This window comes from Acidovorax sp. FHTAMBA (assembly GCF_038958875.1).
Lineage (GTDB): Bacteria > Pseudomonadota > Gammaproteobacteria > Burkholderiales > Burkholderiaceae_C > Acidovorax.
Genome location: NZ_CP152407.1, coordinates 2832007 through 2855928, shown reverse-complemented (window position 1 = coordinate 2855928; position 23922 = coordinate 2832007). Strand labels below are relative to the sequence as shown.

Sequence of the window (23922 nt, the reverse complement as noted above, 5' to 3'; positions counted from 1 at the left end):
CGTGGGGTCCTGCTTTGTCACACCATGTCAAGCTTCTGCAATAGTGACCTCCGGGGCGTGCAGAAGCAGCCATTGAACCGCCCGTTGAAGGGCCATCGCTGCATCGCTTTCATGCGACAAATAGTCGCAAAGCAGCAACCCTTCCGGGACGGGCGAGAGGTTGACATGCTTCGAAGCACCTGCGGGCAAACGCTCGTAAATATGAGATATGCCTGTACTGGCTTGCTCTGCAACGGCGGCTCTGAATTCTTTCTGTACCTTCAGCGTGTATTCGTAACCCATTGAGTGGCCCTTTATGCGGAGCCACCATAGTAAAAGGCGTTGACAGAGCGCGCATAATGCAACCCAATTGCGTTAAAGGCGTTTTCAGCCTGCCGCAGTGCCTCATGCCCGCTCCAGTCCCTTCATCCTCCCTCCCTCAGCCCTGGTCGCCCCCTCCCGGCATGCGCGCCACGCGCGCCACGCGGGCGCTGGCGGCGCTGTACGAAACGCGCCCCGACGCTGCACTCTCCGAAGCGGAAGTCGAAGCGGCGCTGGTCGAGGCGGGCGCCCCGGTCAACAAAGTCACCGTCTACCGCATGCTCGACCGTTTTGCCGGCGCCGGGCTGCTGCACAAGCAGGTGGATGCCGCCCGCGTGACGCGGTATGCGCTGGCGCCACAAGGGGAAGAGGGCGCCGCCCCACGTTTTGAATGCGACGACTGCCACCGCCAGTTCCGCCTGTCACAGGGTTCGGCCAAGGTGCAGACCGCCCTCAAGCAGGTGCTGCAGGCGCTGGCCACCGCAGGACACGAGAGCCTGGCGGTGGACATTGCAGTGCACGGGCGCTGTGCCGACTGCGCGCACCCGGCAGAGGGCGCTGCCGCATGATCCGCACCCGGGGGCTTTCCTACACCTATGCCACGGGTGGCGCCGCGCCGCTGCGCTTTCCGGATGTGGACCTGCGCCAGGGCGGCACGCTGCTGCTGCGGGGGCGCTCGGGCACCGGCAAATCCACCTGGCTGGCGCTGATGGCGGGCTTGCGCGGCGCCAGCGGGGGCGACCTGTTTGTGGCGGGCACCCAGCTGGGCACGCAACGCGGGGCCGAGATCGACGCCTGGCGCGCGCGCAGCATCGGCTTTTTGCCGCAAAAGCTGTATCTGAGCAGCGCGCTCACGGTGGCCGACAACCTGGCGCTGGTCTACTTTGCGGCCGGGCTGCAGCGCGACGATGCAGCCATCATGCGCGCGCTGGCGCAGGTGGGTGTGGCCGAGCTGGCCGCCCGCAAGCCGCATCAGCTCTCGGGCGGGCAGGCGCAGCGCGTGGCGCTGGCGCGGGCCGTGTTGCTGGCGCCTCAGGTGCTGTTGGCCGACGAGCCCACGGCCAGTCTGGACGACGAGTCCGCCGCTGGCGCCCTGGCGCTGCTGCAACAAAGCGCCGCCGCCTGCGATGCCAGCCTGGTGATCGCCACGCACGACCAGCGCGTGGTGCAGGCCCTGGCGGGCGTGCAAACGCTGGATTTGAATGAAATTGGCGTCCAGCGCCTGATGGATAAGCGCGAGCAGCTATGAATTCAGGAGTATTCAAACTCGCCCGCCTGTCGTGGAGCTACCTGTGGTCCCGGCCCTTGGCGGCTGTGCTGAACCTGCTGGTGCTCACGCTGGGCCTGGCCGCCATCACGCTAGTGTTGCTGGTGGCCACGCAGCTTGACAAGGCGTTCGAGCGTGATCTGAGCGGCATCGACCTGGTAGTGGGCGCCAAGGGCAGCCCGCTGCAGCTGATCCTGGCGGGCGTGTTCCACATCGACGTGCCCACGGGCAACATCCCGCTGCAAGAGGTGCAGGCACTGCATAAAAATCCGCTGGTGGCGCAGGTCATCCCGCTCAGCCTGGGTGACAGCTACCAGGGGTTTCGCATCGTGGGCACCACGCCCGACTACGTGGCGCACTACGACGCAAGGTTTGCTGAGGGCGCACTGTGGCAGCAACCCATGGACGCGGTGTTGGGCGCCAGCGTGGCGCGCGGGATTGTCAAAACCAGCCATGCGGGCGCGCCGCTGGTGGGCGCCACCTTCATCGGCAGCCACGGCCTGGGTGGGGGAGGGCATGCGCATGGCAACCACCCCTACCGTGTGAGCGGCGTGCTGGCGCCCTGCGGCTGCGTGCTCGACCGGCTGATCCTGACCAGCACCGAATCCGTCTGGATGGTGCACGAGACGGCCACGGCCAACGACGCCGAAGACCTGGAGATATTGAAAGAAGAGCGCGAAGTGACCGTGGCCCTGGTGCGCTACCGCACGCCCATGGCCGCCATCACGCTGCCGCGCCAGATCAACAGCGACACATCAATGCAGGCGGCAGCGCCCGCCATCGAGGTCACGCGCCTGCTGCGCCTGCTGGGCGTGGGGGCCGATGTGCTGCGCGCCTTTGGCGGCGTGCTGCTGGCGGTGGCGGCGCTCAGCGTGTTCATTGCCCTGTGGAATGCCGTGCGCGAGCGCCGCGCCGACCTGGCCATGCTGCGCATGCTGGGCGCGCCCCCGGGCCGCGTGGCCGGGCTGGTGCTGTGGGAGGCCCTGTGGCTGGCCGCGATGGCGTCTGTTCTGGGCCTGCTGCTGGGCCACGGCCTGGCCCATGGCCTGGGTTGGGCACTGCAGGCGCAGGGGCTGCTGCCCGTCACCGGCTGGATCTGGCTGCCCGCCGAGGCCGGTGTGCCCCTGCTGGCGGCGGGTGTGGCGGCGCTGGCGTCGTTGTTGCCTGCCATGCAGGCTTACCGCACCGAAGTGGCAGATTTGCTCAGCGAAGCATGAAAGCGCCCCTGTGCCGCTTCGCGTCTTCCCCGGTGGGGGACGCCCGGGGCCTGGCAAAGCCAGTTCCCTGGCGGCGCTGACTTTGGCCGCGCCAGTTTTATCACCCTTTTTCTCACCACCACCTGAAAGGACACACCATGAAAAAGCTCCTCACTGCACTGGCCCTGGCCCCCATGCTGCTCGTTGGCTCCCTGGCACACGCCCAGGCCCACAGCGACAAGGAAACCAAGGCCGACGCAGAGCGCCACCGCGCCATGGCTGCTGCACACGAGGCCGCAGCCAAGTGCCTTGAATCCGGCAAGGGCCACGATGTGTGCCAGAAGGAGCTCCAGGCCGCGTGCAAGGGTTTGGGCATCGGCAAGTACTGCGGCATGCGCCACGCGCACTGATCGCCGGTCCCACGCTTTTGATTGTGTGCAGAGGTTGCCCACCATGTCCCATACCGTGATCCCCCAATCCGTTGCCGGCCGAGCGCACTGCCTGGCTTGCTGGGCCGCCGCGCTGGCGCTTGCAGGCGGCGCCCACGCGCAGCAGGGCAGTTCTGCCCAGCCGCTACCGGGCGCTGCCGAGCGCACCAAGGAGGGTGCGACGGGAGCGCCTGCGGTACTCTCGTCGCCGCTGCCCCAAGGCGCGGGCAGGGTGGTGACGCCGGGTGCACCCGGTGCCGGATCGGGCGCGGGCTACCACAGCCCCGACAGCCCCATTGCGCCTCTGCCGCAGCGCAGCGACGTGGTGCCCTGGTCGGTGCTGGCAGACCTCACCAAGAAAACCACCAAGGATCGCGTCCTGCCCGTGTTCAACGACACACAAAAAGGCATGGACAAAACCATCCAGCGCATCCAGGGCTTCATGATGCCGCTGGACGCCAAGGCCACGCAGACGCACTTTCTGCTGACCTCGGTGCCGCTGACCTGCTCCTTTTGCATCCCCGGCGGGCCCGAGAGCATGGTTGAGGTCAAGGCCAGGACGCCCGTGCGCTACTCGCTCGAGCCCGTGGTGGTGGAGGGCAGGTTCACCCTGCTTGCCAATGACCAATACGGTCTGTACTACCGCATGGTGGATGCTGTGCCGGTGAAGTGAACCGGGCTGCTACCTGACCCGCTGATTGGCAGATGCCACCCGCCCCATGATCCGCAACCGCGACCACCGACCCAGCCCCATGGCATGGCTTGCCCCCTTGCACGCCACAGCCTGCAGGGCAGGGCTGCGTGCGCGGGGCAGGGCCAGCACAGGCAGCAGGCTATGGGCACAGGCCGCACTGGCGTGGCTGCTGCTGGCGCTGGTGGTGGTGCCCACGCTGGGGCGCCTGCACCAGGTCATGCACGCCCCGGCGCTACAGGCGCATGCGCTGTCGACCCCGGGTGCACTGTCCTTTGCAGCACCCGGCCTGGCGGCTGGCGCCATAGCCGGGCAGGGCTCGGCCCCCGCCCACGCGCACGGGCTGATCGACACCTTGCTGGCGCACCACGCGCCGGTGGACTGCCTGTTGCTGGACCAGCTGGCTCTGGGCGACGCATTGCACAGTGCCCCGGTGGCTTTGACCGCGGCAGTGCCAGCGCAGGCGCCGCCGGGGCAACCGGGCGCCACCGCTGCGGCCGGGCCTGTTGCGTTTTTTCAGGCCCGCGGCCCACCCGGGCCGGGGTGACGGGTAGAGCCGGTAGCGGTGCAGCTGCCGCCGCCGTCTGCAGCCATTGCGCTGCGTCGCGGCCGGATGAATTGGCATCGTTTCGTTCACTTCACCGAACCCGCGCGGCGTGACCTACGCACGGTCAGCCTCTTTACCGCCGCTTCACCCGTAACGGGCTCAACCCGTTGCGCACGCTGCTGCGCTGGGCCGTCACGCAAAAACTCCTGATTTCATAGCTGCCAGCGCTTGATGGATAAGCGCTGGAGCCACTTTTTATTCATATTTTTGTGGGTGATTTGTGTTGGCCGCCTTGCGCAGCCCACCGCATGCCGCACGGCACACCCACGCATTTCTCATTCAGCCATGACACACCAAAGTAGCAATACCACCCGTAGCGCCCGTCACCTTCCAGCCCTGCAACCGGTGGCTCTGGCCGCCATCCTCGCGCTATCGGGCACCGGCCCGGCGCACGCGCAGGCAACGCTCTCGTCCGCCGCCAGCCTGCCCCCGGTCACCGTTTCTGCCAGCGGCCTGCAACTGGGCGTCAACGACATGACCACGCCCGTCACTGTGCTCGAAGGCGATGAACTCGTGCGCCGCCGCGAGGCCACGCTGGGCGAGACGCTGAACAGCGAGCCTGGCATCACCAGCAGCCACTTTGGCGCAGGCGCCAGCCGCCCCATCATCCGCGGCATGGACGGCCCGCGCGTCAAGGTGCTGAGCGACGGCGCCGAACTGCACGACGCCTCCACCATCAGCCCGGACCACGCCGTGGTGGCCGAGCCCCTGCTCGCCACCCAGATCGAAGTGCTGCGCGGCCCCTCGGCCCTGGTCTACGGCAACGGCGCCGTGGGCGGCGTGGTCAACGTGCTTGACGGCAAGATCCCCACTGCCGTCCCGCAAAAGGGCTACGAGGGCAGCGCCGAGCTGCGCGCCAACTCCGGCGCGCGTGAAAAAGCAGGTGCCTTCTCGCTCACCGGCGGCACCGGCAACCTGGCTGTGCACGTGGAAGGCGTGGCGCGCGACGCCGCCGACTACCGCGTGGGCCCCGGCTGGCTGCACGACGGCCATGTGGACCGCAAGGTGCCCGGCAGCTTCAACCGCACCGACACCGGCAGCGTGGGCATCTCGTGGGTGGGAAGCAGCGGCTACCTGGGCGCCGCCTACACCCGCCAGACCGCCAGATACGGCCTGCCCGGCCACAACCACGGCTTTGAAGGCTGCCACACCCACGGCAACCACCTGCACTGCGGCAGCCACGGCGAAGACGACGGCCACGACCACGGCCATGAAGACGAACACGGCGACGTGCCCGTGGTGGACTTGCGCAGCGAACGCCTGGACATCCGGGGCGAGCTGCGCAACCCCTTTGCCGGCTTTTCGGCTCTGCGCCTGCGCGCGGGCATTACGGACTATGTGCACGACGAAGTCGAAGACGGCGCCATCAGCACCACCTTCAAGAACAAGGCCTACGACACCCGGATCGAGCTGCAGCACGAGCCCATCGCTGGTTTCAAAGGCGTGATTGGCCTGCAGACCTCGCAGCGCAAGTTCAGCGCCGAGGGCGAGGAGGCCTATGTGCAGCCCACCGTGACCCGCAAGACGGGCCTCTTCGTGCTGGAGGAGTACCTTTGGCGTGACTGGCGCTTCGAAGCCGCCCTGCGCCACGACCGCCAGACTGCCGAGGCCCAGACCAGCGGCATCGAGCGCAGCCACAACGGCACCTCCGCATCGCTGGGCGCGGTGTGGAAGTTTACGCCCGGCTACCAGGTCGGCACATCGTTCACCCGCGCCAGCCGCGCCCCGTCGGCCGAAGAGCTGTATGCCAAGGGCCTGCACATGGCCACCAGCACGTATGAACGCGGCAACGCCAACCTGAAGTCCGAGATCTCGCAGAACATCGACGTGAGCCTGAAGAAAACCAGCGGCGACACCACCTTTGGCGTCAGCGTGTTCCGCAACCGCATCAACAACTACATCTACGGCCGCACTCTCGATGAAGTCGATGGCCTGCAACTGCTGCAATACAGCCAGGCCGACGCCACCTTCACCGGCATCGAAGGCCAGGTGCGCCAGCGTCTGAACCGCAACCTGGGCATCACGCTGTTCGGCGACACCGTGCGCGCCAAGCTGGACGGCGGTGGATTGCTGCCGCGCATCCCGGCAACCCGCGCCGGTGTGCGGCTGGACGCCAACTGGCGGGCCTGGGAAGGCCAGGTCGAATGGGTGCAAGTGGCCCGCCAGAACCGCGTGGCCGAGTTTGAAAGCGCCACCCCTGGCTACGGCATGCTGAACCTGGGTGTGAGCTACAACGGCCAGTTCAGCAGCGGCACCCCCTGGCAGGTGTACCTGAAGGCCAACAACCTGACCGACCGCCTGGCGTACGCGCACACCTCGTTCATCAAGAACGCAGCGCCGTTGATGGGGCGCAATGTGACCCTGGGGGTGAAAGTGGCGTTCTGACGGGTGATTCCGTCGTGATGTGAGCGAGCCAGCGGCGGGGGAGGGCGTTGCTGGCTTGCGCTGTCTGGCTGCCCCAAACCACCGAAACCAAGGGGCTCAAAGGCCCGGGACCCGTGCCATACTTGATCTCACGTGGTTGATTTCGCTCCCTTATTTTGCAACAGCCCTGCATGCCCCCCACTCCCACGCCGTCCGCAAAACTGCTGCAACTGCTACCCGAGGCGGTGGTGCAAACCGATGCGCTGTGGGAGATCACTTATCTGAACCCGGCGTGGCACAAGCTCACCGGCCATTCGGTGGAGGCGGCGCTCGGCAGGTCTCTGCTGGAGTTCGTGCATCCCGACGACATCGGCACCATGCGCTCGGGCATGCCTGTGTTCCGCTTGCGCTTTGCCGACGCGGACTATCGCTGGGTGCGTCTGCAGCTCCACCCGGAGACGGATGCGGCGGAGCGGGTGATCAGCCGCCAGGGTGTCCTGATCGAGATCACCGAGGTCACCGAGCAGGTGCTGGTGGAAATTCGCCAGCGCTTTCTGCGCTTGCTGGAAACCATTGATGGCGTGGTTTGGGAAGCTGAAATCGGCGTGGGCAATACCTTTCTGAGCCCGCAGGTCGAACGCTTGTTCGGTTACTCCGTCGAGGAGTGGCGGGCTGACCCTAACTTCTGGCGGGCGCATGTGCATCCCGATGACCTGGCGCAGGCCCTGGTGATCGACGATGCCGCCTACAACGCCACGCACAGCCATGCCTACGAGATGAATTACCGGCTGATTGCCAAGTCCGGCAAGGTTGTGTGGGTGCGCGATCTGTGCCGCGCGGTGGTCGAGCCGGGGCGGCCGAACCGCATGATCGGCCTGATGATCGACGTGACCCAGCAGAAGAACACCGAACTGGAGTTGGTGCGCTCGGAAAACCGCTATTTGCTGGCGACGCGCGGGTCCAATGACGGCATCTGGTATTGGAACTTGCGCACGGACGCCCTGCATGTGTCCGGGCGTTTTCTCCAGATCGTCGGGATGGGTAGCCGCGATCATGTGTTTGACGGTGGCTGGCGCTTTCTCGAGCAACTCATCGATCCCGAAGACCGCGTGCGCGTGCAGGCGACCTACCGCAGGCACCTGTCAGGGTTCAGCCCGAACTTTTCGGTGGATTTCCGCGCGTTCCACGGGGCGGGGCGGCTGGTGTGGGTCAATTGGCGCGGGCTCGCCGAGTTCGAGGATGGTGTTCCCGTTCGCATGGCGGGGTCGTTGAGTGATCTGGCCGAGCGGGGCAGCTCCTACGACGCGCTGACCAACTTGCCCGGTCGGCCGTTGTTCCGCGATCGCCTCGCGCATCTCATAGCGCTGCACCAGAACGAGGCGGTGAACGGCGATGGCGTGCCGGTCCGCGATGGCGCCACGATGTTCGCCGTGCTCCTGCTGGATCTCAACGGGTTCAAGGCCGTCAATGACAGCTACGGGCACCATGTGGGCGACCAGCTGTTGCAACAGGTGGCGCGGCGGCTCGAATCCTGCGTGCGCGCGGTGGATCTGGTCGCCCGCATGAGTGGCGACGAGTTCAATGTGCTGCTGGAGTCCATTGATTCCGCTGAAGCCAGCCAACGCGCGGAGCAGATCGCCGTCGCCCTCGCAGCGCCTTATGTGATCGGCGAACACACCGTGATCAGTGGCGCGAGTGTGGGGCTGGTCAGCAGCGCAGCCAGGCTGGCAACGGTGGACGACTACCTGCGCGCCGCAGATACCGCCATGTACAGGGCCAAAAGCCAGTCATTGGGCGTGTGTGTGGCGCAATAAAGCTGTGTGCGGGGGATAAGGCTTGCTCGGGGAGCGGCGCCCCGTACTTCAGGGGTTTGGGCAGGCCACGGTGCACAAAAAATGCGCACTGTTGTAAAATCCCCGGTTCGCCGAAAGAACCGTCATGGCCGCAGTCATGAAAGGCTTTCATTCTTGAAACCACAGGTGGTGAAGATGAACAAGCCTTTTATAGCTCTGTGCCCAGAGATTACCCGCGCCAACGCGCTGACCCTGATGGACTGGTTGGAAGACGAGGATGTGACCCGCTACCTCAGCGATTCGCGCCATGTCTCCCGTTTCATCGAACAGGTCATCGGCCGGGTGCAACTTCCCATCCTCACACACCTGTTCAACCAGGGCGGCCGATTTTTCATGGCCTACGACGAGCGTGACGTGCCCGTCGGCTTTGTGCGCCTCGTCAAGGCGGGTACAGACTGTGAAATGGTGCTGGTCATCGGCAACCGCGACAACTGGGGCCGCAAGCTCGGCGCCAGTGCCATCCGCGAAGGCATGAAGCTGGCCTTTTTCGACATGCGGGCCGAAAGGCTCATCGCCAAAATCCATCCCGACAACGCACGATCGCTCAAAGCCTTCCTGCACAGCGGCTTTGTGCTGCACAGCGAAACGCCTTCGGTGAAGTCGCTTTCCATGAGTTCGCAACGCTATCCACGGCTGTTGCGCGAAAGCCCGGCGGTCCATACCGCAGACATCTACATCACCGAGGTCGACAAGGCCCGGCTCAGAAGCCTCGTCGCGGTGGAAAGCGGCCCGGACGTGTTTGAGCTGGAGCACGAGATCGAACGCGCCATCGTGGTGGACCCGTTCAACGTGGCGCAAGATGTCGTCACCATGAACTCCAAGGCCTTGTTGCAGGTCGATGATGAGGCCCTGGAAGTTGCGCTGGTGTACCCCGAAGACGCAGACGACCGTGCCGGCAAACTGTCGGTGTGCTCCGGTATCGGCACGGCGATCCTGGGCTACAAGGAGGGCGATGCCTTCACCTGGCGGATCCCCAACAGGACGTGCCACATCCGCATCGAAAAAGTGCTGTACCAGCCCGAAGCGGCTGGCGATTTCCATCTGTAAGTTATCTACGCGGCAGTCAGGGACTTCCAGATTTCATGTTGTTTCCATCCACCACGCTCCACGATACAGGCCCGCTGAGCGGCAGCCTGTGTCTGGCCTTTGCCGGAAGGAATGCGGTGCGTGAGATCTGGCGTTTGTACAAGCCGGTCGCACATTCCTCCGCCCGGCGATAAACCTTTTTCCCCTCATTTGCGCAAACCATCCATCGCCGGGCAACTCGCTCAGCGCGATGGCGACCGGCCGGCGGATGGAATCCTCCGCAATGGGTTGATGGACCGTTCGATCGTTCGCGTCCATTCAATCCGCGTGGCCGGGCCGCTCCACCCAGGAGATGCCCCATGCACACCATTGAACCCCAGGGGTCCACACCCATCGGGTCCCATCCCGTTCATCCACCGTCTGCGCACCCGCGCCAGGAGTGAGCGGCCATGGAATTCACCAAAAAGTTCTTGCGGGCCAAGAGCCCGTGCGCCGACGGGTTCCGCTGGTTCAGCCGCCATGTGGAAGACGGCAGCGGCTACCAGGATGCGCTGGACACGCTGGTCCAGGCCGGCCGCGTGGACGATGCCTGCTGGCTGCTGGGCCAGTTCGGGCCGACGAATGCGGTGCTGGTGCTGGTGCTGGACGCGCTGGAGGCCGAGGCCGTGGTGTTTGCCGGTACGGTGGAGGTGCGCGGCTCCATCGACGTGGCCACGGTGATCCATGCCGGCCGCTCCATCCGTGCGGGCGGTGGGCTGCGGGCTGGGCGGGTGGTGGCCGGGGAGGATATCCGTGTGGCGGGCAGCATCATCGTGAGCGAAGGGCAGCTGCAGGCGGGTGGCGATGTGCGGGCGGACTGGGGGGTGGATGTGCAGGGCGACATCACCACTGCGGGCGACCTGCGCGCCGGGTGGGACGTGGTGTGCCAAGGCAGGCTGTCGCTCAAGGGCGGTGCTTTTGTGGGCCAGGACCTGATCGTGAACGGGCCGGTGGACTGCGACAAGGGCCTGCGCGTAGGCGGCCACCTGACCGGCGCGCAGCACAGCCTGCGGGTGGGGCAGGGGATCGTGGTGGCGGGCGCCATCACCGGCGTGCAGCACCTTGAAGCCGGCTGGGGCATCAAGGCGGGTGCGTGCATCCACGCCCACGGATCGATCAAGGCCGGCGAAAGCCTGAGTGCGGGCGAAGACATCCAGGCGGGCGAGGGCTATGGCGTGTTTGCCGGCCTGAGTGTGCAGATGGACACCTGGGAGGCCAGCGGCCAGGTGTGGTCGCCGCACCCGCCGGAGCGCCTGCGCAGCGGCGTGTGGCTGGGGCCGTGCCCAGGGTGACATGACATCGTTGCAACGCTGTTACGTCGCGGATACGCGCGGTTCCTCGATGGGGTGGGGGTTTGAGCCGCTTCAATGAAAAAACACCCCGCATTTTTGGCTGATGGCCGTAGTTGCGGGGTGTCGGCTGCATGCGGCTTCAGGGCCGCATGCAACGGCAACGTCTGTAGCCGATTACTTCACGTCGAACCGATTGCGATTGGTGAAGGTGGTAGCGTTGAGATAGGACCCTTTTACGTAGATGTAGTAGTGCCCCAGTGCCTGGCTGGTGGACGGCGGCTGGTAGCTAGCCCATCCCATGCCGTTTTCATCAGTGGTTGTGCGCGTAGTCCAACGCAGACCGTTGGGCCCTTCGATAGACAAGTCCACCGTCGCACCGCGCTGGGGCCGTCCATTGAGTTTGACGGCAGCGCCGATTTTGATGGTCTCGCCCAGTCTGTAGACCACCTTGTCTGTAACCACCCCGCCACTCAGCACACCCCCAGAGTTGTCTGAAGGACGCACCTGAACGACGCCGGTAGCGTCGGCGGTGTGGACGGCACCCTGCTGGCTGGTACTGCGCACAGGGATGTTGTAAACCCCCGATGCGGTCGTCGGGCTTTTCATTGTCAGCGACGCCGTCGCCTGAGCGCCAGGCGCCAAACTCAGCGCACCGGCACTCAATTCTCCTGACCAGCCCTGGGGTGCGGTGTGGGCGAGCTGGAAGTTTGTCGGGCCGCACGCTGCGATATCGTTGTTTTTCAACGTAACGGTCAAGGTTACCGAAGCCCCCGGCACGATCGGCGATGTGGGTTGGCGCAGATCCATCGTCGGTTGAGCCCGGGTGCAGACAGGCGTGTCCGTGACCGGCTGGGTTTCAACGGCGCCTATATCTGCTGCCGGGCCATAGACGCGCTTGCGATTGAAGAAGTCCGTGTTGATGCCCACAATCGGAGCGACCTTGTCGTGCGCCGGGCTGCCGGGCTTCAGGCGTGGATCAAAACCGCGCATCTCGGACACCGTGAGCAGAGGGTCGGCACAAATGCTTCCAGCCGGGCACTGGTTGCTCTTGACGTTGAAAAAGATATTGCCTGCATACGTGGTGCTGGCCTTGGTGTTTTCCCAATAGTGCCCAGCCACCAGTTCGTCCCCGTACCCCGTAAAGTCTTTTTGACCTCTCAAGATATTGTTGCGGATCAGCAGCTTCGCGCCGGTGTCATCCATGGGGACACCTGCGCGGTCTGTTTTTGCGCCGTGGAAAATCAGGATGTCACCCTCGCCCGTGATGGTGTTGTGCGTTACATCCACTTGATTGTTCGTCAGTAGAGCCAGCGACAGGGCGGTACCACCAGCTCGGCAGTGGTCGCCGCTACCCAGGTAGGGATACTTCTGACCTTCCCTGTAGAAGTATCCGCAGTCTCCAACGAGTACGGAATTGCGAACGGTTGCGTTCCCGGCGACCTTCACTTGATTGCCGGCATTGGAATACGCATGAACGCGGTTGAGGGTAATGCTGGTGTCAGCCTTGCCATCCAGGTACAGCATGTCCAAGCCGTCAGAAGTGTTGTGATGGATGGAGACATCCTCAAACAGCCATTTGCCGCCGGTCAAAGCGGTGCCAATCCCGTCGCCATAACCACCGTTCTTTTGTGCGTAGCAACCCTTCGCTTCGCCCGTGTTGGGGTCTTCAGCGCAACCATTCCAAGCAATTTCGACATTCCGGAAAGTGAGCTCGCCGCTGTTGGAACTGGTTTCGACCTTGGGGATTCCGGCCATATCACCATCCCAGCCAGCATATCCGTTGCGCAGAAGGCGAACGCGTTCTACCGTCCAATTGGAGATGCCTCCTGCTTGAATACCATGGTATGCGAGCCCGTGGATATTCAGATCCCTGAGTTTCACGTTGTTGGAACGATATGCGCGAATCCCCGCATCGGCATAGGCGCCATATACTGCCGCGTCACCCCTTACGCAGCGCAGAGCATCACTGGCGTGGTTGCCTACGCAAATACTCTTGTCCGTAATTTCCAGACACGCAATCTCCACATTGGAGCTGTCGGCCATGTTCAGCACTGCCGGTACGCGTTCATTCCCCCAGAGTTTGGGCGGAGCGTTGCAAACACCGTCGTGCCCTTTACCCAGAATGCGGGTTGGCTGCTCTGGGCTGGGGCCACTGGGTATGGCGGCGAGATGACAGCCGTATCTCCAGCTCTTACCGCAACGCCCACCGTCTTCTGCCCCGGGAGCGCCCCAGCCGACCTGGTATTCACCTGCGCCTATGATCAGCGTGTCGCCACCGGCGATGCGGGGCTTGTCGGTCGTTGGCAGGGCGTCATGCGGTGACTGCCACGCGCAGTTTTGCAGCGACCCACTGCCCGGGTAGGGCAGATCTGCCTTGCCATTGCACTGTGCGGCACTGCCTCCGTCCGCACGAATAAAGTAAGTGTTGCCAGTAGTGCCAACGCCAAGAGTTTTTGGATTTCCAGAAACTGCTGCGGTTTGCTGCCCGGATTTGGCAGCGGATTCCATCGAGTCTGAACCACCACCACACGCTGATATCAGCATCGCGGCAGCGATTCCGAATAATATTCTCATGCTGTTTTCTCCTCGGTGATAAATAGAAATAATTGTGAAATCCCATGCACGTCCAGACCACCAGGCACCATGGCACGCACATGGGACAGTCATTCTTGAAGGCCCATACCTTCATTTGTGCAAGCACCTGTTTCTCGGTCTGAACGGAAACAGCAAAGCGTTACAGCATTAAGAAGAACTTTTATCCCTGTAGCGATGCTACTTTTTGCCCGTAACTCGTCGGAAAATAAATGAACATCGCGTTATTTGGTTTCACAAGATAACCTGATGCTTTATCAACGGCGGGGTAGCAGCCGTTTGATCGCACGTTGACCGCGCGGGGTTGGCGTTGCTTTGAGCTATCACTTGTATAGCTGTCTGCGCACGCTGTACTTGACGAAGAGCCACAATAGGCACCTTCCCTCGCCAGATTGCCTATTCACCTTGAACTCGCCCGTCTTCACCTCACTGATCCCCGTGATCCTGTTCATCGCCATCGGCTTCTACGTGGGGCGGCGCGGCTGGATTCGGGCCCCAGCGGTGAAGGACCTGGCCAACCTCGTGTTCATGGTGCTCACGCCTGCGCTGCTGTTTCGCACCATGAGCACGGTGCACATCGAAGACCTCAACTTCGGCCCGGTGGGCATTTACTTTGTGGCGTTTGGCGTGGTGTATGCGGCCACGCTGGCGGTGCTGGGCTTTAGCAGCCTGGGCGCGGCGCGGGCGCTGGCCAATACCTTCAGCAACACGCTGATGATCGGCGTACCACTGGTGGGCCTGGTGTTCGGTGATGCGGGGCTGGTGACGCTGTTCACGTTGATCTCCGTGCACTCGCTCATCCTGCTGACCGCTGCCACCGTCGTTTTCGAGCTGGCGGCTGCGCGTGAACACGCCGGGCGCTCAGGCGGGGTGCAGCAGCCCATGTGGCGCACGGTGCTGCAGGCCGTGCGCAACGGTATCGTGCACCCGGTGCCGCTGCCCATCATTGCCGGGCTGCTGTTCGCGCAGACCGGGCTGGTGGTGCCGCAGGTGGTGGACAAACCCCTGCTGCTGCTGGGGCAGGCACTGGGGCCGATTGCGCTGCTGCTGGTGGGGGTGACGCTCGCCTTTACCAAGGTGGGCCACCATTTCAAGTCCGCCCTGCGCATTGCGCTGGTCAAGTGTGTGGTGCACCCCATCGTGCTGGCCACCCTGGGCTGGGCGCTGGGCCTGTCGGGCATGCCGCTGGCGGTGATGATCGTCGCGGCATCGCTGCCCGTGGGGGCCAACGTGTTCCTGTTTGCACAGCGTTATGCGGTGGCCGAGGATGAGGTGACGGCCAGTGTGGCGGTGTCTACCGCGCTGGCATTGATGACCATGCCCCTGGTGATTCTGGCGGTGACGCGCTGGGTGGTGTAGGGCGGTTGTTCACCGCTGCCCGGCGCCACGGCTGAAGCTGCGCTGGCGCAGAACCTTGGCTCAGGGCGCCAACCGCTCCCGCAGCCAGTTGCCGTCCTCCAGCCGATAGCGCAGGCGGTCATGCAGACGGCTCTTGCGGCCCTGCCAGAACTCCCATTGATCGGGCTTGAGCCGGTACCCACCCCAGTGTGGCGGGCGGGGAGGCTTCAGCAAAAACTGCGCACCGTACTTGGCCGCATTGGCCACCAGCACGCCGCGGCCAGAGATGACCTGGCTTTGCGGGCTGGCCCAGGCGCCGATGCGCGAATCGAGCGGGCGGCTGTGGAAGTATTCGTCGCTTTCTACATTGCTCACCTTTTCCACCACGCCCTCGATGCGCACCACGCGTTCGAGCTCCACCCAGTGGAACTGCAGCGCCGCATAGGGGTTGCCGGCAATCTGGCGGCCCTTGCGGCTGTCGTAGTTGGTAAACCAGACGATACCGCGCTCGTCATAGCCCTTGATCAGCACCACCCGGGTGCTGGGGCGCAGGTCGCTGCCCACGGTGGCCACGGTCATGGCGTTGGGCTCGGGCACCTGGGCGCTGATGGCTTCCTTGAGCCACTGGTCAAACTGCTGAAGGGGGGCGGCGTGCGAGGCATCTTCGTTGAGTTCTGCGCGCTCGTAGCTCTTGCGAAGGTCGGCGATGGAGGTGGTCATGGGCCGATTGTGCATGCGGGGGCAGGGTGGTTGCCAGCAACGGCGGGCACGCTGCAAACGGGGTGACGGGCGGGCGGGATCTGGGTAACGTGGGGTCTTGCATGGCCCCGGTTGTTGCCGAATAATTATTCGCTTATATTGCCGAATCGATGAAACCCAAAGACGACGAAAAACAGCGTGCCATTGCCCAGGCCACCTTCGAGCTGGTGGCCCAGACGGGCCTGAGCGGCCTGACCCTGGCCGACATTGCCCGCGCGGCGGGTGTTGCCACCAGCACGCTGTATGTGTATTACCCGTCCAAGGATGAACTCATCAGCCAGCTCTACCAGGATGCCAAGACGGTCACTGCCGCCCGCATCATGGACGGCATCGTGCCCGGCATGCCGTACCGCGCACGCGTGCGGCGCGCCTGGGGCAACCTGCTGCGCCACCGGCTGGACCAGTATGCCGAGGTGGTGTTCCAGGAGCAGTACTACAACTCGCCCTGGTTCACCGAGGGCAACCGCGAATTCTCGACCCGCCTGATGGCCGGTTTTTTTGCGTTGATGGAAGAAGGCCAGCAGCAAGAGATCTTGAAGGCCGTGCCGATACCGCTGCTCACGGCCAGCCTGGTGGGCTCGGTGCGCGAGACGGGCAACCTGATCCGCACCAAGGTGCTGCCCGACGAAGAGGCCGTGCACCAGATGGCTTTTGGGCTGTGCTGGGACGCCTTGAAGGCCTGAGCGGGAGATAGCAATGCGTTTTGCCGCCCTGGACTGATTTTTTAATCGAATTTATATTCTCTTAAAAATGCCACGCACCACGCTCCAACCTTTTCATGGCCGATGGCGCCGCTAGCGCCATCCCCCGCCCCCTCTGTTCGCCTGCCTCCAGACACAACAACACCCTTCCCACGGAGAACCCCACGATGCCTACCCTCAACATCAATGGCAAAGACACGACTGTGGATGCCGATGAATCCACCCCCATCCTCTGGGCCCTGCGCGATACGCTGGGCATGACCGGCACCAAGTTTGGCTGCGGCCAGGCCTTGTGCGGGGCCTGCACCGTGCACCTGAACGGCGCGCCGGTGCGCTCGTGCATCACGCCCATCTCGGCGGCTGCGGGCCAGAAGATCACCACCATCGAGGCCGTCACGGCCAGCGACAAGGTGGGCAAGGCCGTGCACGCCGCCTGGGTGAAACACGACGTAGCGCAATGCGGCTACTGCCAGAGCGGCCAAATCATGAGCGCCACCGCCTTGCTCAAAGGCAAGAAGAAGCCCAGCGACGCCGACATCGACGCGGCCATGGCGGGCAACGTGTGCCGCTGCGGCACCTATGTGCGCATCCGCGCGGCCATCCATGACGCTGCCAAAACTCTGGCTTGATTGAAGGAGATCACCATGCACTTTGATGCCCATGCCCTGCAGAGCCAGGCACACATTTTTATGCCAAAACACCTTCTAGCGCTTATGGATAAAGCGCAAGCAGCTACTAATTCAGGAGTGAACGATGCGGTAGAAGGCATTGAAGGCTTGGCACGCCGCACCTTCCTCAAGGTGTCGGCGGCGTCGGGCTTTGCGCTGGGCGCGTTTCCGCTGGTGGCCTCTGCGCAGGGTGCCGCAGCAGCGGCCCCGGCAGGCCTCAAGCCGTTCGAACAACCTTCAGCCTTTGTCCGCATCGACGCCGATGGCACGGTCACCGTCACCATCAACCGGCTGGACTTTGGCCAGGGTGTGCAGACGGGCCTGCCGATGATCCTGGCCGAGGAACTGGATGCCGACTGGAGCAAGGTGCGCAGCGTGCACGGCGATGCCAACATCGCCTATGCCGACCCGATGATGGGCATGCACCTCACGGGCGGGTCCAACTCCATCAAAAACTCCTACACCCAGTACCGCGAACTGGGCGCACGCACCCGGGCCATGCTGGTCTCGGCCGCTGCGGCGCAGTGGGGTGTGGATGCCTCGGCACTGCGCGCCAGCAATGGTTTTGTCGTCGGCCCCGGCGGCAAGAAGCTGGGCTACGGTGCGCTGGCCGAAGCGGCCATGAAGCAGCCCGTGCCCGAAAAGGTCACCCTGAAAGACCCCAGGCAGTTCCGCCTCATCGGCAAGCCCACCGGGCGGCTCGATGCCAAGGCCAAATCCAGCGGCCAGCAGGACTACGGCATCGACGTGCGCCTGCCCGGCATGCTCACTGCCGTGGTGGCACGCCCGCCGGTGTTTGGTGGCAAGGTGAAGTCGCTGGACGACTCTGCAGCCAAAGCCATCAAGGGCGTGAAAGCCGTGCTGCGCGTACCCACCGACCGGGGCGGCGAGGGTGTGGCCATCGTGGCCGACGGCTACTGGCCCGCCAAGCTGGGACGCGACGCGCTGAAGGTGGAATGGGACACCAGCGCGGTGGGCAAGCCCGACACCACGGCGCTGCTGGCGCAGTACCGCGAGCTGGCCGCCCAACCCGGCAACGTGGCCCTGCAGGCCGACATGGCGCCGCTGGCGGGCGCTGCCCACAAGATCAGCGCCGAGTTCGTGTTCCCGTACCTGGCGCACGCGCCCATGGAGCCGCTCAACTGCACCGTCAAGCTCGACGGTGACAAGGCCGAGCTGTGGATGGGCACCCAGATGCCAGGCCTGGACGCCATGGCCGCCGCCAAGACGCTGGGCCTGCAGCCGCAAAACATCAAGGTGCACACGCAGATGGCCGGTGGCGGCTTTGGCCGCCGCGCCATCCCCAGCAGCGACTATGTGGTGGAGGCCTGCGGCGTGGCCAAGGCGGCGCGCACGGCAGGCATCACCGCGCCGGTCCGCACCCTGTGGAGCCGCGAGGACGACATCAAGGGCGGCTACTACCGCCCCATGCACGTGCACCGCGCCGAGATCGGGTTTGACGCAAAGGGCCGCATCCTGGCGTGGGACCACACCATCGTGGGCCAGTCCATCGCCAAGGGCTCACCCTTCGAGGCCTTCATGGTCAAGAACGGTGTGGACGCCACCGCCGTGGAGGGCATGAAGGAGCCATACGAGGTGCCCATGAAGCTGTCGGTGCACCACCCCGACGTGAATGTGCCGGTGCTGTGGTGGCGCAGTGTGGGGTCCACCCACACCGCCTACGTCATGGAAACCCTCATCGACGAAGTGGCCCGCGCCAGCAAGCTGGACCCGGTGGCCTACCGCATGCAGCTGATGGGCGACAAGCACCCGCGTCACAAGGCTGCGCTGCAACTGGCCGTGGCCCAGTCGGGCTACGGCATGAAAAAGCTGGCCGAAGGCCGCGCCTGGGGCGTAGCGGTGCATGAGTCGTTCGAATCGGTGGTGGCCTATGTGGTCGAAGCGTCGGTGAAAGACGGCACGCCCAGGCTGCACCGCGTGACGGCGGGCGTGCACTGCAACCTGGTGGTCAACCCGAAGAGTGTGGAGGCGCAGGTGGAAGGCTCCGCACTGATGGGTTTGTCAATGTGCCTGCCGGGCGGCGCCATCACCTTCAAGGACGGTGTGGTGGAGCAAAGCAACTTTGGCGACTTCGCCGTACCCCGCATCACCGACATGCCGCAGGTGGCCGTGCACATCGTGCCCAGCGCCGACCCACCCAAGGGCATGGGCGAGCCCGGTTTGCCGCCGCTGGCGCCAGCGTTTGCCAACGCGATTGCCCAGATCACGGGCAAGACGCCGCGCGAGCTGCCCTTCAAGTTGGCGTGATGGAAGCTGAAATCCACCCCGCTTCGGCTGCCCAACCCGTGGTGCTGGTGCTGGCATCGGGCCGGGGACTGCGTTTTGCCGCGTCAGGTGGCACGGTGCATAAGCTGCGTGCACCCCTGGGCGGCACCACGGTGCTGGAGCTCACCCTGGCCGCCGTGCGCGCCAGCGGCTTGCCCTGGCACCTGGAGGATGCCGGGCACCCGGGCATGGGCGATTCGATAGCAGCGGCCGTGCATGCCACAGCGGGTGCGGCTGGCTGGCTGGTGCTGCCGGGCGACCTGCCGCTGATACGCCCCGAAACCCTGCGTACCATTGCCGCCGCATTGGCGGACCCGGACTGCGCCGTCGCCATGCCCGTGTACCGGGGCGAGCGCGGTCATCCCGTGGGATTTGCTGCGCAATGCCTTCAGGACCTTCTGGCTTTGACAGGCGAGCAGGGCGCTGCCAGCCTGGTGCGCGCGCAGGCGCAGCAGGGCAGGGTGCGCCTGGTGGAGGTGCAAGACGAGGGCGCGGTGACCGATGTGGACACCGTGCATGATCTGGAGCGCGCCGCACAGAGGCTGGCGGCGCGCTCCTGACGCGGCCGGGTCTGGGTCAGCTGGCGGCAATCACCGCGCAGGCCAGGCGCGGGCCTGCGTTGCCGGTGGGTTGGGTCTTGTAGTCGTCCGGGTCGCGGTGAACGATCAGGCCCTTGCCGATGATGTCGTTGGACGTGCTGCCCACCCTGATGGTGCGAGATTCGAAGTTGAACGCAGCCACGCCGTTGGCATCGGCTTTGAGGCTGGGCAGGTCGCCCGTGTGGTGCTCGCCCATGCCATGGCTGCCGTGGGGTTTGCCGCCCGGGTTGAAGTGCCCGCCGGTGCTCATGCCGTCGCCGCTGGAGCAGTCGCCTTTTTCGTGTACATGAAAGCCGTGTTCGGCGCCTGGCTTGAGGCCTTTGACCGAGCCCGACACCTTCACCACGTCACCCGCCTGCACAAAGGTGACCGTTCCGGCCGCAGTGTTGCCCCGTGTGGGCTCCAGCGTGGCTGTGGCGCGGGGCCCGGCGGAATACGCGGCACAGCCCGCGAGCAAGGCCACCGCGGCAGCCGATAAAAAGAACTGGGGGAAGAACATGCCTTGACTCCTGAAAAGGTGGGGATTGGCACTGGCATTACAGGGCTGCAATTGCAAGGGATGTCGCCGGTCGGCCCTGTGTGCCGACACATTCTCCACCTGCCGCGCAGGGATCACAACAGCTGTGTGCGCCCCGGGCCCGGGCGCCTGGCTCAGACCGAAACCAGCACGTCGCACTGCGACTGGGCCAGCGCATAGCGGGTGACGCTGCCCAAAAGCATGTCTTCCACCGCGTTGTCGCCCTGCTTGCCCATCACGATCAGGTCGCAGTCGAGCTCTTGCTCCTGCTGAACGAGCAGCAGGGAGGGGTCGCCATGCAGGATCAGCGTGGGGGTTGACTCCAGGGGCAGGCCTGCTTGCACGCGCAGCTCTTCCATGCTCTGCTGCGCCTCGCGGCGTGCGTTGGTGCGGTAGTGCTGGATCTGGTCGGTCTGCACACCCGCGTACTCCATCATGCCCTCAAAGGGCACTTCAAAGGCATGCAGCAGGATGAGTCTGGCCCCCGGCGCCACGGCCTGGGCGAGGCGGATGGAGCGCAGCGAGTTCGCAGAAAAATCGACCGGAATCAGCACCGTCCGGTAGCGTTCGTGCGGCGCCTGCTTGACGACCAGCATGGGGCGGGTGGCCTTGCTCACCATGCGGTCGGCGGTAGAGCCCAGCAGCATGTGCCGCATGAAACTGGCGCCGCGCGCGCCCAGCACCACCAGGTCGGCGTCCACGGTGTCGGCGTGCTCGCGCAGCTGCTGCAGCAGCGGGCCACTGGCAAGGTGCACCTGGGCGGTCAGGCCATAGCGTTGCTGCACGGCATGTGCCAGCCCGTTCAGCGCACCGCCGGGTTCATCCCGCATGAGTTTTTCCAGGTCGGGGGGGATCTGGCCAGCCAGGCGCCTCAACCTCTCGATGGGCGCGGGCGTGGCGACGTGCAACAGGTGCAGTGCGGCCCCCGTGGCCAGCGCCACGCTGGCGGCACGGTCCACCGCATGGCGCGCGGGTGCAGAGAGATCGGTGGCGGCAACAAGCCGGTTCAGGGTCGCCATGGGGTTCCTCCGGGGTGCGTACGATGGCTCGAACGGATCATTGTCCACCAGTGTCAACGCTTGCCGCCCGACAGTGCGATCAGCCGCGCCAGCGCCCGGTCGTGGATGCCGTGCTTGCGCAGTTCGTCGTATGTGGACTGGGCGTAGTCGCGCGTGGTGCCATAGCGCCCGCTGGCCTGCTCAAAAATGCGGCACACCTCGTGGTCGGGCAGCTCGCCTGTGTGGTTGGGACTTTTGCGGGACAGGGTGAAGGCCAGGGCGCGCACGGGGCCGTGCGGGGTGTGGCAGGTGAGCCAGCGCGGGTCGTACACAGCGGTGGGCATCTCGCGCTGCCAGAGGTTGATGAGCACCTGGCGGGCATGCGCCTTGTCTACCCGGAACACCATGCCCCGGCAACTGCCGCCCGAGAGCATGCCGAACACCAGGCCGGGGCACTCTGGCGTGCCGCGGTTGATGCGGCTCCACATCTTGAGCGCGCGGTGCCAGCCATGCACCTTGGCCGGACGGCGCTCGGCATAGTCAAAATCCGGGCGCCAGATGAGCGAGCCATACCCGAAGATCCACAGGTCCTCATGGCCACCCCATTCGTGCAGCGCGCGTTCGAGCATCGGTGCAGGATCGCGCAGGGGAGCGGGAAGATTCGTCATGGCTTCACTCTACAATCAAAGGCTTTGCGGTATGCGGCCAGGCACCCGTTTTTGTGGTGCCCAGCGCGGCCCCCGCACCCTGTTTTTCTTTCCAACCACTACAGAGGTCTTCCATGTCCAGCTCCGATGACGATAGCCAACAACGTTTTGCCCTGGGTTTCATGTTTGCGCTGATTGCGCTGGTGATCTCGGTCGTGGTGGGCACGGTGGTGGTCAAACGGGTGGGCGCATCGGGCGCCGCGGCCCAGCCTGTGCCCGCAGTGGCGGCAGATGCTGCCGCTCCCGCGGCCGCAGCGATGGCAGATGAGGCCAGCGTGCGGGTGGAAAACGGTGTGGTGAAGTTCTTCTTTGCATCCGGCAAGGCCGAACTTGCAGCGGGCGCCAACGAAGCGCTGGCCGATGTGGTCAAGGGCGTTGCTGAGGGCAAGACGGCAGTGGTCTCGGGGTTTCATGACGCCACGGGCGACGCCGCCATGAACGCCGAGCTGGCCAAGCAGCGCGCCTTTGCCGTGCGCGACGCGCTCAAGGGCTTGGGCGTGGCAGAAGACAAGATCGAGCTGAAGAAGCCCGAAGAAACCACCGCCAGCGGCAGCAACGCCGAAGCGCGTCGTGTGGAAGTGGCCCTGAGCGGTCAGTGATCAGATTGGCGGTGGACGTAAAAAACCCGGCATTGCCGGGTTTTTTTATGGGTCAAATATGCCGGTGACGCTTGTCTGTAAAGCGCAAGCAGCTATATTATCGATAGCAAAACGTTACCGCAGGCCCTGGCCGCTTGCACCTTCGGCGCGCTGGATCAACTCGATCTTGTAGCCGTCCGGGTCGGTCACAAAGGCAATGACGGTAGTACCGCCTTTGACCGGGCCCGCTTCACGCGTCACGTTGCCGCCCGCAGCCTTGATCTTTTCGCACGCGGCGTACGCATCGGGCACACCCAGGGCAATGTGGCCATAGGCATTGCCGTGGTCGTAGCTTTCGGTGCCCCAGTTGTAGGTCAGCTCGATCTCGGCCTGGCCGGGGTTACCGCCTTCAAAGCCCAGAAAGGCTAGCGAGTATTTGTACTCGGGGTTCTCGGACTGGCGTAGCAGTTGCATGCCCAGCACCTGGGTATAGAAATCAATCGAGCGTTGAAGGTTGCCAACGCGCAGCATCGTGTGGAGGAATTTCATGCCTTCGATTGTGCAGGCAAGTCGAAAACCAGGCAGGTGGTGGTGGCGTGGGCATACAGCGTGCCGTCCGGGCCCACCAGGCGTGCTTCGGCTGTGGCCAACTGGCGCCCGCTGTGGATCACGCGGCCTTCGGCACGCACACGCTGCACCTTGGGCGTGATGGCCTTGACCAGGTTGATGCCCAGCTCGGCCGTGGTGTAGCCGCGCCCGGGCTCCATGCGCGTGTGCACGGCGCAGCCCAGGGCGGAATCGAGCAGGGTGGCAAACCAGCCGCCGTGCACGGTGCCCATCGGATTCATATGCTCTGCGCGCGGCGTGCCCTGGAAGATGGCCGTGCCGTCGCCCACTTCCACGATCAGAAAATCCAGCGTCTTGGCAATGGCGGCGTAGGGCAGCTCGCCACGCAGCATGGCCTGCATCTGCTGCAGCCCGTTGAGGTGGGCGATCTGCTCGCGTGTCGCCACGCCGGGGCCAGGGCCGTCGTCCAGACGCGCCAGAATGTCGCGCTCCTGCGCCAGCCAGTGTTCAAGGTGGTTGTGTTGGGTCATGGGGTATCCGGGTGGTAGA

Annotated in this window: 24 protein-coding genes; 16 read left to right on the top strand and 8 right to left on the bottom strand. The window is 64.7% G+C overall.

From position 1 onward, the window contains the following. Positions 1–27: 27 nt before the first annotated feature. The gene (locus AAFF19_RS13455) at positions 28–282 is read right to left on the bottom strand and encodes a hypothetical protein (protein ID WP_342720340.1); all 255 of its coding nucleotides are present in this window, start codon (positions 280–282) and stop codon (positions 28–30) included. A 161-nt stretch (positions 283–443) separates the two neighbouring features. Between AAFF19_RS13455 and AAFF19_RS13450 the strand changes: the two genes are divergently transcribed. The 10 genes from AAFF19_RS13450 to AAFF19_RS13405 all read left to right on the top strand — a co-directional run bounded on the left by AAFF19_RS13450 (position 444) and on the right by AAFF19_RS13405 (position 11063). After that, entirely contained in the window at positions 444–869 is a 426-nt protein-coding gene (locus tag AAFF19_RS13450; protein ID WP_342721852.1) for a transcriptional repressor, read from the top strand. Next, positions 866–1549, top strand: a complete 684-nt coding sequence (locus AAFF19_RS13445) for an ATP-binding cassette domain-containing protein (RefSeq protein WP_342720339.1) — start codon at positions 866–868, stop codon at positions 1547–1549. Before AAFF19_RS13450 ends, AAFF19_RS13445 begins: the two co-directional genes overlap by 4 nt. After that, entirely contained in the window at positions 1546–2784 is a 1239-nt protein-coding gene (locus tag AAFF19_RS13440; RefSeq protein ID WP_182120057.1) for an FtsX-like permease family protein, read from the top strand. Before AAFF19_RS13445 ends, AAFF19_RS13440 begins: the two co-directional genes overlap by 4 nt. Before the next feature lie 137 nt (positions 2785–2921). Then, entirely contained in the window at positions 2922–3173 is a 252-nt protein-coding gene (locus AAFF19_RS13435) for a hypothetical protein (protein ID WP_182120056.1), read from the top strand. A gap of 43 nt (positions 3174–3216) precedes the next feature. Further along, positions 3217–3864 (top strand): DUF3299 domain-containing protein, encoded by a 648-nt coding sequence (locus AAFF19_RS13430; RefSeq protein WP_182120055.1) that lies wholly within the window; start codon positions 3217–3219, stop codon positions 3862–3864. Between the two features lie 79 nt (positions 3865–3943). Beyond that, positions 3944–4429, top strand: a complete 486-nt coding sequence (locus AAFF19_RS13425; RefSeq protein ID WP_342720337.1) for a hypothetical protein — start codon at positions 3944–3946, stop codon at positions 4427–4429. Between the two features lie 345 nt (positions 4430–4774). Next, positions 4775–6874 carry a TonB-dependent receptor gene (locus tag AAFF19_RS13420; RefSeq protein ID WP_182120053.1) on the top strand — a complete coding sequence of 700 codons (2100 nt, stop codon included), beginning with the start codon at positions 4775–4777 and terminating at the stop codon, positions 6872–6874. Positions 6875–7044: 170 nt separating this feature from the next. After that, positions 7045–8667: a PAS domain-containing protein gene (locus AAFF19_RS13415; RefSeq protein WP_342720336.1), complete on the top strand. Its 1623-nt coding sequence runs from the start codon at positions 7045–7047 to the stop codon at positions 8665–8667. A 174-nt stretch (positions 8668–8841) separates the two neighbouring features. Next, the gene (locus AAFF19_RS13410) at positions 8842–9753 is read left to right on the top strand and encodes a bifunctional GNAT family N-acetyltransferase/nucleoside diphosphate kinase regulator (protein WP_182120123.1); all 912 of its coding nucleotides are present in this window, start codon (positions 8842–8844) and stop codon (positions 9751–9753) included. 428 nt (positions 9754–10181) lie between these two features. After that, on the top strand, positions 10182–11063 hold the full coding sequence (locus AAFF19_RS13405; RefSeq protein ID WP_182120051.1) for a hypothetical protein: 882 nt from the start codon (positions 10182–10184) through the stop codon (positions 11061–11063). Positions 11064–11237: 174 nt separating this feature from the next. On the opposite strand, the gene AAFF19_RS13400 is transcribed toward AAFF19_RS13405, so the two are convergent. After that, positions 11238–13637: a choice-of-anchor Q domain-containing protein gene (locus AAFF19_RS13400; protein WP_182120050.1), complete on the bottom strand. Its 2400-nt coding sequence runs from the start codon at positions 13635–13637 to the stop codon at positions 11238–11240. Positions 13638–14060: 423 nt separating this feature from the next. Between AAFF19_RS13400 and AAFF19_RS13395 the strand changes: the two genes are divergently transcribed. After that, positions 14061–15014, top strand: coding sequence for an AEC family transporter (locus AAFF19_RS13395; RefSeq protein WP_182120049.1), 954 nt, complete (start codon positions 14061–14063; stop codon positions 15012–15014). A 60-nt stretch (positions 15015–15074) separates the two neighbouring features. Here the strand turns inward: AAFF19_RS13395 and pdxH are convergent, their stop codons facing one another. Further along, a complete protein-coding gene (pdxH, locus tag AAFF19_RS13390) occupies positions 15075–15728 on the bottom strand; it encodes a pyridoxamine 5'-phosphate oxidase (RefSeq protein ID WP_342720335.1) in 654 nt (217 codons plus the stop codon). 134 nt (positions 15729–15862) lie between these two features. Between pdxH and AAFF19_RS13385 the strand changes: the two genes are divergently transcribed. From AAFF19_RS13385 to AAFF19_RS13370, 4 genes are all read left to right on the top strand, one after another. After that, positions 15863–16435, top strand: a complete 573-nt coding sequence (locus AAFF19_RS13385) for a TetR/AcrR family transcriptional regulator (protein ID WP_342720334.1) — start codon at positions 15863–15865, stop codon at positions 16433–16435. Positions 16436–16620: 185 nt separating this feature from the next. Then, the gene (locus AAFF19_RS13380) at positions 16621–17082 is read left to right on the top strand and encodes a (2Fe-2S)-binding protein (protein WP_342720333.1); all 462 of its coding nucleotides are present in this window, start codon (positions 16621–16623) and stop codon (positions 17080–17082) included. 15 nt (positions 17083–17097) lie between these two features. Beyond that, positions 17098–19389 carry a xanthine dehydrogenase family protein molybdopterin-binding subunit gene (locus tag AAFF19_RS13375; RefSeq protein ID WP_342720332.1) on the top strand — a complete coding sequence of 764 codons (2292 nt, stop codon included), beginning with the start codon at positions 17098–17100 and terminating at the stop codon, positions 19387–19389. Then, positions 19389–19967, top strand: coding sequence for an NTP transferase domain-containing protein (locus AAFF19_RS13370; RefSeq protein WP_342720331.1), 579 nt, complete (start codon positions 19389–19391; stop codon positions 19965–19967). Before AAFF19_RS13375 ends, AAFF19_RS13370 begins: the two co-directional genes overlap by 1 nt. Before the next feature lie 16 nt (positions 19968–19983). On the opposite strand, the gene AAFF19_RS13365 is transcribed toward AAFF19_RS13370, so the two are convergent. The 3 genes from AAFF19_RS13365 to AAFF19_RS13355 all read right to left on the bottom strand — a co-directional run bounded on the left by AAFF19_RS13365 (position 19984) and on the right by AAFF19_RS13355 (position 22189). Then, positions 19984–20505 (bottom strand): superoxide dismutase family protein, encoded by a 522-nt coding sequence (locus AAFF19_RS13365; protein WP_008906843.1) that lies wholly within the window; start codon positions 20503–20505, stop codon positions 19984–19986. A 152-nt stretch (positions 20506–20657) separates the two neighbouring features. Continuing rightward, entirely contained in the window at positions 20658–21542 is an 885-nt protein-coding gene (locus AAFF19_RS13360) for a universal stress protein (RefSeq protein ID WP_182120044.1), read from the bottom strand. A gap of 53 nt (positions 21543–21595) precedes the next feature. Beyond that, positions 21596–22189, bottom strand: a complete 594-nt coding sequence (locus AAFF19_RS13355) for a gamma-glutamylcyclotransferase (protein WP_182120043.1) — start codon at positions 22187–22189, stop codon at positions 21596–21598. 113 nt (positions 22190–22302) lie between these two features. Here AAFF19_RS13355 and AAFF19_RS13350 point away from each other — a divergent pair, with 113 nt between their 5' ends. Next, positions 22303–22827, top strand: a complete 525-nt coding sequence (locus AAFF19_RS13350) for an OmpA family protein (protein WP_008906840.1) — start codon at positions 22303–22305, stop codon at positions 22825–22827. A 114-nt stretch (positions 22828–22941) separates the two neighbouring features. On the opposite strand, the gene gloA is transcribed toward AAFF19_RS13350, so the two are convergent. Together gloA and AAFF19_RS13340 are read right to left on the bottom strand one after the other, a co-directional pair. Then, positions 22942–23355 (bottom strand): lactoylglutathione lyase, encoded by a 414-nt coding sequence (gloA, locus tag AAFF19_RS13345; RefSeq protein WP_182119532.1) that lies wholly within the window; start codon positions 23353–23355, stop codon positions 22942–22944. After that, entirely contained in the window at positions 23352–23903 is a 552-nt protein-coding gene (locus AAFF19_RS13340) for a PaaI family thioesterase (RefSeq protein ID WP_182119533.1), read from the bottom strand. Before AAFF19_RS13340 ends, gloA begins: the two co-directional genes overlap by 4 nt. Between the last annotated feature and the right edge of the window lie 19 nt (positions 23904–23922).

Excerpts from the sequence above, each read along its gene's own strand:
- AAFF19_RS13455 (WP_342720340.1), bottom strand. The coding sequence starts at position 282 with ATGGGTTACGAATACACGCTGAAGGTACAGAAAGAATTCAGAGCCGCC.
- AAFF19_RS13450 (WP_342721852.1), top strand. The coding sequence starts at position 444 with ATGCGCGCCACGCGCGCCACGCGGGCGCTGGCGGCGCTGTACGAAACG.
- AAFF19_RS13445 (WP_342720339.1), top strand. The coding sequence starts at position 866 with ATGATCCGCACCCGGGGGCTTTCCTACACCTATGCCACGGGTGGCGCC.
- AAFF19_RS13440 (WP_182120057.1), top strand. The coding sequence starts at position 1,546 with ATGAATTCAGGAGTATTCAAACTCGCCCGCCTGTCGTGGAGCTACCTG.
- AAFF19_RS13435 (WP_182120056.1), top strand. The coding sequence starts at position 2,922 with ATGAAAAAGCTCCTCACTGCACTGGCCCTGGCCCCCATGCTGCTCGTT.
- AAFF19_RS13430 (WP_182120055.1), top strand. The coding sequence starts at position 3,217 with ATGTCCCATACCGTGATCCCCCAATCCGTTGCCGGCCGAGCGCACTGC.
- AAFF19_RS13425 (WP_342720337.1), top strand. The coding sequence starts at position 3,944 with ATGGCATGGCTTGCCCCCTTGCACGCCACAGCCTGCAGGGCAGGGCTG.
- AAFF19_RS13420 (WP_182120053.1), top strand. The coding sequence starts at position 4,775 with ATGACACACCAAAGTAGCAATACCACCCGTAGCGCCCGTCACCTTCCA.
- AAFF19_RS13415 (WP_342720336.1), top strand. The coding sequence starts at position 7,045 with ATGCCCCCCACTCCCACGCCGTCCGCAAAACTGCTGCAACTGCTACCC.
- AAFF19_RS13410 (WP_182120123.1), top strand. The coding sequence starts at position 8,842 with ATGAACAAGCCTTTTATAGCTCTGTGCCCAGAGATTACCCGCGCCAAC.
- AAFF19_RS13405 (WP_182120051.1), top strand. The coding sequence starts at position 10,182 with ATGGAATTCACCAAAAAGTTCTTGCGGGCCAAGAGCCCGTGCGCCGAC.
- AAFF19_RS13400 (WP_182120050.1), bottom strand. The coding sequence starts at position 13,637 with ATGAGAATATTATTCGGAATCGCTGCCGCGATGCTGATATCAGCGTGT.
- pdxH (WP_342720335.1), bottom strand. The coding sequence starts at position 15,728 with ATGCACAATCGGCCCATGACCACCTCCATCGCCGACCTTCGCAAGAGC.
- AAFF19_RS13385 (WP_342720334.1), top strand. The coding sequence starts at position 15,863 with ATGAAACCCAAAGACGACGAAAAACAGCGTGCCATTGCCCAGGCCACC.
- AAFF19_RS13380 (WP_342720333.1), top strand. The coding sequence starts at position 16,621 with ATGCCTACCCTCAACATCAATGGCAAAGACACGACTGTGGATGCCGAT.
- AAFF19_RS13375 (WP_342720332.1), top strand. The coding sequence starts at position 17,098 with ATGCACTTTGATGCCCATGCCCTGCAGAGCCAGGCACACATTTTTATG.
- AAFF19_RS13370 (WP_342720331.1), top strand. The coding sequence starts at position 19,389 with ATGGAAGCTGAAATCCACCCCGCTTCGGCTGCCCAACCCGTGGTGCTG.
- AAFF19_RS13365 (WP_008906843.1), bottom strand. The coding sequence starts at position 20,505 with ATGTTCTTCCCCCAGTTCTTTTTATCGGCTGCCGCGGTGGCCTTGCTC.
- AAFF19_RS13360 (WP_182120044.1), bottom strand. The coding sequence starts at position 21,542 with ATGGCGACCCTGAACCGGCTTGTTGCCGCCACCGATCTCTCTGCACCC.
- AAFF19_RS13355 (WP_182120043.1), bottom strand. The coding sequence starts at position 22,189 with ATGACGAATCTTCCCGCTCCCCTGCGCGATCCTGCACCGATGCTCGAA.
- AAFF19_RS13350 (WP_008906840.1), top strand. The coding sequence starts at position 22,303 with ATGTCCAGCTCCGATGACGATAGCCAACAACGTTTTGCCCTGGGTTTC.
- gloA (WP_182119532.1), bottom strand. The coding sequence starts at position 23,355 with ATGAAATTCCTCCACACGATGCTGCGCGTTGGCAACCTTCAACGCTCG.
- AAFF19_RS13340 (WP_182119533.1), bottom strand. The coding sequence starts at position 23,903 with ATGACCCAACACAACCACCTTGAACACTGGCTGGCGCAGGAGCGCGAC.